Origin of the sequence: Streptomyces panaciradicis, assembly GCF_023516615.1 — a bacterium.
GTDB classification, from domain to species: domain Bacteria; phylum Actinomycetota; class Actinomycetes; order Streptomycetales; family Streptomycetaceae; genus Streptomyces; species Streptomyces panaciradicis.
Genome location: NZ_JAMGBF010000128.1, coordinates 1 through 10518, shown reverse-complemented (window position 1 = coordinate 10518; position 10518 = coordinate 1). Strand labels below are relative to the sequence as shown.

9 protein-coding genes are annotated in these 10518 nt (G+C 68.5%); 8 read left to right on the top strand and 1 reads right to left on the bottom strand.

What is annotated here, in order from left to right; genetic code table 11:
* Positions 1 to 219 precede the first annotated feature (219 nt).
* The 7 genes from M8J74_RS33545 (at position 220) to M8J74_RS33515 (ending at position 8582) form a co-directional block, all read left to right on the top strand.
* On the top strand, positions 220 to 1011 hold the full coding sequence (locus M8J74_RS33545) for an enhanced serine sensitivity protein SseB (protein ID WP_249840043.1): 792 nt from the start codon (positions 220 to 222) through the stop codon (positions 1009 to 1011).
* Positions 1012 to 1145: 134 nt separating this feature from the next.
* Positions 1146 to 1910 carry an enhanced serine sensitivity protein SseB C-terminal domain-containing protein gene (locus M8J74_RS33540; RefSeq protein WP_283948925.1) on the top strand — a complete coding sequence of 255 codons (765 nt, stop codon included), beginning with the start codon at positions 1146 to 1148 and terminating at the stop codon, positions 1908 to 1910.
* 339 nt (positions 1911 to 2249) lie between these two features.
* On the top strand, positions 2250 to 3257 hold the full coding sequence (locus tag M8J74_RS33535) for an ABC transporter permease (RefSeq protein ID WP_249840041.1): 1008 nt from the start codon (positions 2250 to 2252) through the stop codon (positions 3255 to 3257).
* 68 nt (positions 3258 to 3325) lie between these two features.
* The gene (locus tag M8J74_RS33530) at positions 3326 to 5116 is read left to right on the top strand and encodes an ABC transporter substrate-binding protein (protein ID WP_249840040.1); all 1791 of its coding nucleotides are present in this window, start codon (positions 3326 to 3328) and stop codon (positions 5114 to 5116) included.
* Positions 5117 to 5227: 111 nt separating this feature from the next.
* On the top strand, positions 5228 to 6226 hold the full coding sequence (locus tag M8J74_RS33525; RefSeq protein WP_249840039.1) for an ABC transporter permease: 999 nt from the start codon (positions 5228 to 5230) through the stop codon (positions 6224 to 6226).
* Positions 6223 to 7320: an ABC transporter ATP-binding protein gene (locus M8J74_RS33520; RefSeq protein WP_249840038.1), complete on the top strand. Its 1098-nt coding sequence runs from the start codon at positions 6223 to 6225 to the stop codon at positions 7318 to 7320. The genes M8J74_RS33525 and M8J74_RS33520 overlap by 4 nt, the downstream gene beginning before the upstream one ends.
* A gap of 14 nt (positions 7321 to 7334) precedes the next feature.
* Positions 7335 to 8582, top strand: coding sequence for an ABC transporter ATP-binding protein (locus M8J74_RS33515; protein WP_249840037.1), 1248 nt, complete (start codon positions 7335 to 7337; stop codon positions 8580 to 8582).
* Positions 8583 to 8665: 83 nt separating this feature from the next.
* Here M8J74_RS33515 and M8J74_RS33510 read toward each other — a convergent pair whose 3' ends face one another.
* Positions 8666 to 9178, bottom strand: a complete 513-nt coding sequence (locus tag M8J74_RS33510) for a hypothetical protein (RefSeq protein ID WP_249840036.1) — start codon at positions 9176 to 9178, stop codon at positions 8666 to 8668.
* A gap of 345 nt (positions 9179 to 9523) precedes the next feature.
* Here M8J74_RS33510 and M8J74_RS33505 point away from each other — a divergent pair.
* A partial coding sequence (locus M8J74_RS33505; RefSeq protein WP_249840035.1) for a M1 family metallopeptidase occupies positions 9524 to 10518 on the top strand: 995 nt, incomplete at its 3' end.

Genomic DNA, 10518 nt, shown 5'->3' with positions numbered 1-10518 from the left:
GTGCCGCCGGCAGGGGGCCCGCGCCCGGTTCCCGACCCGCGCCGCCCGGCGGGGGCCCGCACCCGGTTCCCGACCCGCGCCCGCACGCACCAGGGGCCCAGCCTCACCCCAGGCCCGGCCCCGTGCGAGCCGGGCCGTGCGCGGAAAGGGGCCGCTGTCGGCGGTACCCGCTAGCCTTGCCAGCCTCAGCAGTGGTTCTCAGCAGGCGGTCGTAGACAGATGGACTTCCCAGCGGATCTCCCCGCGGACTTTCCCACCCAGGCGCACCCCCATCCGCACGGCGGCTGGCCCGGCAACGAGCTGGAGGAGGTGCTGTCGGCCTCCCTCGGCGTCCCCTCCGCCGGCGGCCGGATCATCGAGGTGCTCGGCCGCAGCTACCTGTGGATCCCGCTGCCCAACGGCGGCGCGCAGACCGGCCCCGTCGACCTGCCCACCCTGGAGATCGAGGGCCAGGCCTTCGTCCCGGTGTTCAGCTCCGAGGAGCAGTTCCGGCAGGTCGTCGGCAGCCACATGGCGTACACCGTCGCCCCGGCGGTCGACTTCGCCCGCGGCCTGCCGCCGCAGGTGGGCCTCTTCGTCAACCCCGACGGCGTGGTCGGCATCCCGCTGCCGCCCGCCGGGGTCGCCGAGCTGTGCCGGGTGGGCCGCACCCCCCTCGACGGCCCCGCCTCCGGCGGCCGGGTCAAGCTCTACGAACCGGACTGGCAGGACGACCCGGTCGACTTCCTGGCCGCGGCCGCGGCGGAGTTCGCGGAGACGGGCGTGGTCGTCACGGCCCGGCGCTGCCTCGCGGCCGTGGAGACGGCCGACCCGGTGATGTTCGTCGGCGTGGAGCTCTCCCAGCGGGAGGGCGACCTCAGGGCCCTGCCGCTGCAGGCGCTGGAGAGAGCGGTGACCCGGATCCCCACCCAGTGGCCGGTCAACCTGGTCCTGCTGGACGTCACCGACGACCCGGTGGCGGTGTGGATGCGCGACCACGTACGGCCTTTCTTCCTCAGGGACCACCTCTAGCGGGCGCGGCGGCGACGCCGTACGCACCACCGGTTCCGAGCCACCGGGCGCTTAAGCTGTCACTCAATGCGGGGCAACTTCTCGAAGGGGCGGTACGACAGGTGAGCGCGAGCCTCAGCGGCAGCGTCGAGCACATGCTGCGCCAGGTGACGCCCGGGCGCTACGACGCCTACGAGGCACTCCTCCGCGCCCTGGCGACCCCCGGCTCGGGTCAGATCTGGATGCTCCTGTGGCACGGCCAGGCCGGCTCCCCGGACGCCCAGTACGGGAACATGGAGGTCGACGGCTACGGCTACGCCCCCTGCGTGACCTCCGCACAGGAACTGAGCGCCAGCGGCTGGAACAGGTCGTACGAGGTGGTGGACGGCCTCGACGTGGCCCGCACCCTCTACCCCGACCACTTCGGCCTCTGGCTCAACCCGCACGCCCCCGGCGGCGGCGTCGGCATCCCCTGGCTGGACCTGCGCCGGATCGCCACCGGCCTGGAGCGCCAGCCGGCCGGCCCGCTGCGGCTGACGGAGCCGGCCATCGAGATCCCGCAGTTCTACGCCCTCCTCGCGCAGAACGCCCACCGCACCCCCGCCGTCCGCTCCCTGCGCCGCGCCTGGGTGCAGCCGGCGCTCGGCGCGCCCTACCTCGCCATCGGCCTGGACGTCTACGACACCAGCCCCGGCGCCGTCGACTCGGTGCGCGCGATGATGCAGCAGTCCGTGGGCGCCGTACCCGACGGGCTGCCGGTGTCGACGGTGGCGATGTCCGACGACTTCGACCCGGTCGCGCTGTGGATGCGGGCGAGCGCCCGCCCCTTCTACGACCGCGAGGCCCACGCCCCGGCGGCCGCCCCCGCACAGGCGCCCGCGGCGGGCTACGGCTACCCCCCGGTGCGGGGTGGGTACTGAGCGTCCGCCCAGGGCGACACAGACTGAGACACCCGCTGTTGGTTCAGACCGGAGGGCGCGTTCTGCGCGCGTAGATACCGCCGACTGATCCACGTGTAAACCAAATGTCCGAAAAAAGTCACGTCCGGCCCCCGTTACCCACTGTCCGGATAACGGAACCCACCAGCCCGCATCACGTTTACGCATCCATTCACCGCCAAGTCTGGCAACAGATCGCCAAAGCGTTGAAGACTCCCGCTCCAGGGGAGTTCGTCCCCGTGTACGACGGCTGATCACGCCGCCACAGCGGCAAGTGCGGGCCGGCCACCGCCGGTTGAATCGAAGAGGGGTCCCTGCCAGATGACGGCACCATTGCACGAGCCGACTGCGGAAGCGGCCCCGAGCGCGGCCGAGGAAGCAGCGGTTGCCACAGCCGGCGCCAAGGCCGTACAGGGTCGTTCCCTGGGCCGGATCGCCTGGGAGCGCCTCAAGCGGGACAAGCTCGCCCTGTCGGGCGGCGTCATCGTGCTCCTCCTCATCCTGGTCGCGCTGTTCGCCCCTCTGATCGCCAGCGCCTACGGCCAGGACCCCGACGCCTACCACGAGAGCCTGATCGACCCCCTGTTCAGCACGCCCAAGGGGTCGCTGGGCGGCATCAGCGGGGAGCACTGGCTCGGTGTCGAGCCGGTCAACGGCCGCGACATCTTCGCCCGTGTCCTCTACGGCGCCCGGATCTCGCTCCTCGTCGGCTTCCTGTCCGCGATCGTCGCCGTCGTCCTCGGCACGATCCTGGGCATCCTGGCCGGCTTCTTCGGCGGCTGGGTCGACTCCGTCATCAGCCGCGTCATGGACGGCCTCCTGGCCTTCCCCCAGCTGCTCTTCATCATCGCGCTGGTCTCCGTCATGCCCAACGACATGCTCGGGCTGACCGGATCGAGCGTCCGCGTGTTCGTGATGATCCTGGTCATCGGTTTCTTCGGCTGGCCCTACATCGGGCGCGTGGTGCGCGGCCAGACCCTGTCGATGCGTGAGCGGGAGTACGTGGAGGCGGCACGGTCCCTGGGAGCCGGGCGGTTCTACATCCTGTTCAAGGAACTGCTGCCCAACCTCGTCGCGCCGATCATCGTCTACACCACGATGATGATCCCGACCAACATCCTCACCGAGGCGGCACTGAGCTTCCTGGGTGTGGGCGTCAAGCCGCCCACCTCCTCGTGGGGGCAGATGCTGTCGACCGCGATCGACTACTACGACTCGGACCCCATGTACATGATCGTCCCGGGCGTAGCGATCTTCATCACCGTTCTGGCCTTCAACCTCTTCGGTGACGGCGTGCGGGACGCGCTGGACCCGAAGGGTTCCCGTTGACCGCCCCACCGCAAGCGTCCCGTGGCACCAGCACGGGGTCTCTCATCAAATCCGGAGGATCCGAGATCGTGACTACCCAACGCACCTCAGGGCGGCGCAAGCAGGCGTTGGCCGCTGCTGCCGCGGTCGCCGGGCTGCTGACCTTGGCAGCGTGCGGCGGCGGCAACGACAAGGGGGGCTCGTCGTCCGGCGCGGCCGGCTTCGACGCCGCGAACAACAAGGTCGCCCAGGCCGATCAGGTCAAGAAGGGCGGCACCCTCAAGTACGTCAGCACCCAGGACGCCGACTTCTGGGACACCACGCGTGGCTACTACGGCTTCATGTGGGACTTCGCGCGCTACTACAGCCGTCAGCTGCTGACCTACAAGACCCAGCCGGGCGCCGAGGGTGCGAAGCTCACCCCGGACCTCGCCACCGACATGGGTCAGGTCTCCTCCGACGGCAAGACCTACACCTTCCACCTGCGTGACGGCATCACGTGGGAGGACGGCAAGGCCATCACCTCGCAGGACATCAAGTACGGCATCGAGCGCGTCTGGGCGCAGGACGTGCTGTCCGGCGGTCCGATCTACCTCCAGCAGATGCTGGACCCGAACAACACCTACAAGGGTCCCTACAAGGACACCTCGAAGGACAAGCTCGGCCTGAAGGCGATCTCCACGCCCGACGCCAAGACGATCGTCTTCCACCTGCCCAAGGCGAACTCGGACTTCCCCGAGGTCCTCGCCATGGTCACGGCGTCCCCGATCCGCCAGGACAAGGACACCAAGGCCAAGTACACGCTGCACCCCTTCTCCTCCGGCCCGTACAAGTTCGAGTCGTACAGCCCGGGCAAGGGTCTCGTGCTGGTCCGCAACACCGAGTGGAAGGCGTCCTCGGACCCGGTCCGCAAGGCGTACCCGGACAAGATCACGCTGGACATCTCGTCGAACCAGAACGACTCGGACCAGCGTCTGATCAACGGCGACTACGACATCGACGCCAGCCAGACGGGTCTCGGCCCGCAGGCGCGCCAGATCGCCCTGAAGCAGCACAAGGGCAACCTGGACAACCCGGTCTCCGGCTTCATCCGCTACGCGGTCTTCCCGCAGACGGTCAAGCCGTTCGACAACATCCACTGCCGCAAGGCCGTGATCTACGCCGCCGACCACGTGTCGATCCAGACCGCGCGCGGTGGCCCGATCGCCGGTGGTGACATCGGCACCAACATGCTCCCGCCGTCGGTCGCCGGCTCCGAGGGCCAGAAGTACGACCCGTACGGCATCTCCGGTGCCAACAAGAACGGCAACGCCGACCTGGCCAAGAAGGAGCTGAAGGCCTGCGGCAAGCCGAACGGCTTCAGCACCACCATCGCCGTCCGCAACAACAAGGCGCAGGAGGTGGCCACGGCCACGTCCCTGCAGGCGTCGCTGAAGAAGGTCGGCATCAACGCCGACATCTACCAGTACGACGGTTCGCAGAGCTCCGGCATCATCGGCGCCCCGGCGAACGTGGAGAAGAAGAAGCTCGGCATCATCATCATGGGCTGGGGTCCTGACTTCCCGACCGTCCAGGGTTACGGCATCCCGCTGTGGAGCAGCCACTACATCCTGCAGAGCGGCAACAACAACTTCGCCATGATCAAGGACAAGACGATCGACGGCCTGTTCGACCAGTACATCGGTACGCAGGACGAGGCGAAGAAGACCCAGATCGCCACGGACATCAACCACAAGGTGAGCGAGGGCGCGTACTACCTGCCCTTCACCTTCGAGCGCCTGCTGAACTTCCGCTCCTCGCGGATCGGCAACGTCTACACGTCGAACGCCTTCAGCGGCTACTACGACTTCGTCAACATCGGTCTGAAGTCCACGAAGTAAACCCGGCACACCCGCCGAACGGCACGAAAGGCAGGTGAAGGCCGGCGCGGCGGGACCGTGGGCCACCGGAAGACCTCCGGCGGCCCGCGGTCCTGCGGCGGGCCGTTAGCTGTGCTCGCTTACCTCATCAGGCGGCTCTTCGCCGCCGCAGTGATGCTGGTGGTCATCATCCTGGTGGTCTTCTGCATCTTCTTCCTCGTCCCCAAGTGGGCGGGCGTGGACATCGCCTCAAGTTTCGTGGGCAAGCAGGCCGACCCGGCGTCGGTGGCAGCGGTGCGCGAGAAGCTGGGACTGAGCGACCCGATCTTCGTTCAGGTCTGGCACTTCTTCAAGGGCATCTTCGTCGGCCGCACCTACTCGGCCGGCGGCGACATCACCCACTGCGCCGCGCCCTGCTTCGGCTACTCCTTCCGTACCGAGCAGGACGTCTGGCCCGTGCTCACCGACCGCTTCCCGGTGACCCTGGGTCTGGCGCTCGGTGCCGCCGTGCTGTGGCTGGTCTTCGGTGTCGCGGCCGGTGTGCTCTCCGCGCTCAAGCGGGGCAGCCTGTGGGACCGCGGCGCGATGGTCATCGCGCTCGGCGGTGTGTCCCTGCCGATCTACTTCACCGGTCTGCTGTCGCTGGCGATCTTCAGCTACGGCCTCGGCTGGATCGACGGCAAGTACGTGCCCCTCACCGAGAGCTTCACCGGCTGGCTGGGCGGCATGATCCTGCCGTGGGTCACCCTCGCGTTCCTGTACGCGGCGATGTACGCCCGCATCACCCGCGCCACCATGCTGGAGATCCTCGGTGAGGACTACATCCGCACGGCGCGCGCGAAGGGCCTCAAGGAGCAGGTCGTCATCAGCAAGCACGCCATGCGCTCCACGATGACGCCCATCCTCACCATGCTCGGCATGGACCTCGGCGCCCTCATCGGCGGCGCGATCCTGACCGAGACGACGTTCAGCCTGCCCGGCCTCGGCCAGGCGGTGCTCAACGCCATCAAGACCCAGGACCTGCCCATCATCCTGGGCGTCACCCTGATCACTTCTCTCGCGGTGCTGATCGCCAACCTCGTGGTGGACGTCCTGTACGCCGTGATCGACCCCCGAGTGAGGCTCGCATGACGGAACTGAGCAAGAGCGGAGCTGCCGTGGGCGAGCCCACGAGCACCTCGCCCGCCCCGACGTCCTTCCTGGAAGTGCGCGACCTGAAGGTGCACTTCCCGACCGACGACGGCCTGGTGAAGTCCGTCGACGGGCTCTCCTTCAAGCTGGAGAAGGGCAAGACCCTCGGCATCGTGGGCGAGTCCGGCTCCGGCAAGTCGGTGACCTCGCTCGGCATCATGGGCCTGCACACCGCCGGCCAGTACGGCAAGCGCAAGGCGCAGATCTCCGGCGAGATCTGGCTGGACGGCACCGAGCTGCTGTCCGCCGACCCGGACGAGGTGCGCAAGCTCCGCGGCCGCGAGATGTCCATGATCTTCCAGGACCCGCTGTCGGCCCTGCACCCGTACTACACGATCGGTCAGCAGATCGTGGAGGCGTACCGCATCCACCACGACGTCGACAAGAAGACCGCGAAGAGGCGCGCGGTCGAGATGCTCGACCGGGTGGGGATCCCGCAGCCCGACAAGCGGGTGGACAACTACCCGCACGAGTTCTCCGGCGGTATGCGCCAGCGCGCGATGATCGCGATGTCGCTGGTGAACAACCCCGAGCTGCTCATCGCGGACGAGCCGACGACCGCCCTGGACGTGACCGTCCAGGCGCAGATCCTGGACCTGATCCGGGACCTGCAGAAGGAGTTCGGCTCCGCGGTCATCATCATCACCCACGACCTGGGCGTCGTCGCCGAGCTGGCCGACGACATCCTGGTGATGTACGGCGGCCGCTGCGTGGAGCGGGGCCCGGCGGAGAAGGTGTTCTACGAGCCCCGCCACCCCTACACCTGGGGCCTGCTCGGCTCGATGCCGCGCCTGGACCGCGAGCAGCAGGAGCGGCTCATCCCGGTCAAGGGCTCCCCGCCGTCGCTGATCAACATCCCGTCCGGCTGCGCCTTCAACCCGCGCTGCCCCTACGCGGACATCCCGAAGGACAACGTCACCCGCACGGTGCGCCCCGAGCTGACCGAGGTCGGCAGCCAGCACTGGGCCGCCTGCCATCTGACGCCAGAGCAGCGGGAGCGTATCTGGACCGAAGAGATTGCGCCGAAGCTGTGAGCGAGGACAAAGCTGTGACCACTCCCGCGAAGAGCGAGGGCGCGGCGGCCGTCAAGGACGGGGTCGCGCCGGGCGAGACCCTGCTGAAGGTGACCGGGCTCCAGAAGCACTTCCCGATCAAGAAGGGCCTGCTGCAGCGGCAGGTCGGCGCCGTGCGCGCGGTCGACGGCATCGACTTCGAGGTCCGCTCCGGCGAGACCCTCGGTGTCGTGGGCGAGTCGGGCTGCGGCAAGTCGACGATGGGCCGGCTGATCACCCGGCTCCTCGAACCGACCGCCGGCTCCATCGAGTTCGAGGGCAGGGACATCACGCACCTCGGCGTGGGCGGGATGCGCCCGATGCGCCGTGACGTGCAGATGATCTTCCAGGACCCGTACTCCTCGCTGAACCCGCGCCACACCATCGGCACGATCATCGGAGCCCCCTTCCGGCTCCAGGGCGTGGAGCCCGAGGGCGGGGTCAAGAAGGAGGTCCAGCGGCTGCTGTCGGTGGTCGGTCTGAACCCCGAGCACTACAACCGCTACCCGCACGAGTTCTCCGGCGGTCAGCGCCAGCGCATCGGCATCGCCCGCGCGCTCGCCCTGAAGCCGAAGCTGGTCGTGGCGGACGAGCCGGTCTCCGCGCTGGACGTGTCGATCCAGGCGCAGGTCGTGAACCTCATGGACGACCTCCAGGAGGAGCTCGGCCTGACGTACGTGATCATCGCGCACGACCTCTCGGTCGTCCGGCACGTCTCGGACCGCATCGCGGTGATGTACCTGGGCAAGATCGTCGAGCTGGCGGACCGGGACTCGCTGTACCGGGCGCCGATGCACCCGTACACCAAGGCCCTGATGTCGGCGGTGCCGATCCCGGACCCGCGGCGCCGGAGCGCCAAGAGCGAGCGCATCCTGCTCAAGGGCGACGTGCCCTCGCCGATCTCCCCGCCGAGCGGCTGCCGCTTCCACACCCGGTGCTGGAAGGCGACGGAGATCTGCCGGACGACCGAGCCGAAGCTCGTCGAGCTCAAGCCCGGCCAGCAGGTCGCCTGTCACCACCCGGAGAACTTCGCGGACCAGGCGCCGCAGGACACCGTCCTGCTGACCGCGGCCAAGGAGGCCGCCGAGCTGGTCTCCGACGAGATCCTCGCGGAGTCGGCGGAGACGTCGGCGGCGGTGGCGGCGGAGGTCGCGGAACACGATGCCGAGGCCACCCCGAAGGAGCCTGCCGAGCAGGCGCCCGCCGCGGATTCCGGAAACCCGGAGACCGACGCCGAAAAGTAGGCGGCGAATTCGTCAGAACGAAATGCCCCGGCAATCCGAAAAGGACTGCCGGGGCATTTCGCGCGCCGTGCGGCTTTTCGAGGTCAGGACTTCGTCTCCCAGTAGTGCCAGCCGACCGACGTCGCCGGAAGCTTGGCCGTGCCGGTCGCCAGCACCGTGGTGGAGCAGTTGGGGTTCGTGCGGTTCGACTGCCAGCCGACCTTGTAGCCGTTGGAGCCGTACTGCAGGTTGCCGTACCTGTGCGCGCTGATGTCGTGCGAGTAGGTGTGGCCGGTGGTGACCGCCACGGACTTGGTGATGCTGCCGCTCACGGAGGCCTTGGCCGAGGCGAACAGGTAGCTCGCGCTGACCTCCAGCGAGGCGGAGAGGCTGTAGGAGATGGTGGTGGCGCGGGTCACCGAGGCCGTGATGGTGCCGCCCGGGCCGTCCTTGTAGTAGGCGCCCTTGGCGGGCAGCCGGTACGCCTTGTGCGACGTGATGAGGACCCCGTAGGTGACCGGGCACGACCGCGGGGCCGCGGACGCCGGCGCCGCCCCCGCGACGACGGGCACCGAGGCGGCCATGAGAAGCGCGCCCAGCATTGCTCTCTTGCGCATGAGAATTTCCCCAGAGAAAAAAATGGTCCGGCCCTCGCTGTGGCGAAAACCGCCGAGCGCGAGCGAGCCTAGGGATTTTGACGGAGGGCGGTCAATCGCATTTCGGGGGATTGAGCAAGAATTGAGCTTGCGGTTGTGGGTCGTGCAATATCTGGCAAAGCTCTCGAAAAAAAGCGCACCGTTTTCCCGGAGTCTGCCGGTGGGGGCGGGGAGTCCCTGCCGGGCCCGACAGGAGTCAACCGTTGGATGGCGCATGACAAGTTGGCAAAGTCGTGTACATGACGGGTGAGGGGTGGGCAGAGTCGCCGTATCCGTCTGATCGGACCACGCACCGAAGGGACGTCCATGGCACTCTCCCGTTCGGCACGCTTAGGGGCCCTCGCGACCGCGGCGGCCTCTTTCCTTGTCGTCGCCGCCTCCGCCGCCCCCACTCCCGGCGCCCCCGGCATCGGCGACTCCTACTTCCCTCTGCTCGGCAACGGCGGCTTCGACGCCCGGCACTACGCCCTCGACGTGGCGTACAACCCGGACACCGACCGCCTCGACGGCCGGACGACCCTCACCGCCCGCGCCACCCAGCCCCTGTCGTCCTTCGATCTCGACCTGCAGAAACTGGAGGTCACCCGGGTCGAGGTGAACGGCAGACCCGCCGACTTCACCCGCGACGGCGACGAACTGCACATCACTCCCAAGGCAGTTGTGCGCAAGGGGCACGACTTCCGGGTGGCCGTCACCTACGGCGGCGTCCCCGAGCCCCTGAACGGCCCCATCATCTTCGGCTCCGACTACGGCTGGATGAAGACCCCCGACGGCGTCTTCGTCGCCTGCGAACCCAACGCCGCCTCCACCTGGTTCCCCTCCAGCGACCACCCCTCCGACAAGGCCACCTACGACATCCGCATCAAGGCCCCCAAGGGCCTGACCGGGGTCTCCAACGGCCGGCTGGTCTCGACGTACGACAAGGGCGGCTCGACGTACACGCACTGGCGCGAGAGCCGGCCCATGGCGACCTATCTCGCGACGGCCACGATCGGCAAGTTCGACGTCAGGACCGGCCGGACACCCTCCGGCATCCCGATCTACGTCGCCATCGACCCGGTGCTGGCGAACAGCAACACCGTCGACGTGTACGCCGTCACGGCCGCGGCCACCGACTACTGGTCGCAGGTCTTCGGCCCCTACCCCTTCGAGGAGACCGGCGCGATCGTCGACGACATGCCCGCGGCCGGGTTCTCCCTGGAGGTGCAGAGCAAGCCGGCCTACTCGGCCGTGCGCAGCGAGACGACGATCGTGCACGAGCTGGCCCACCAGTGGTTCGGCGACTCGGTGTCGGTGGAGCG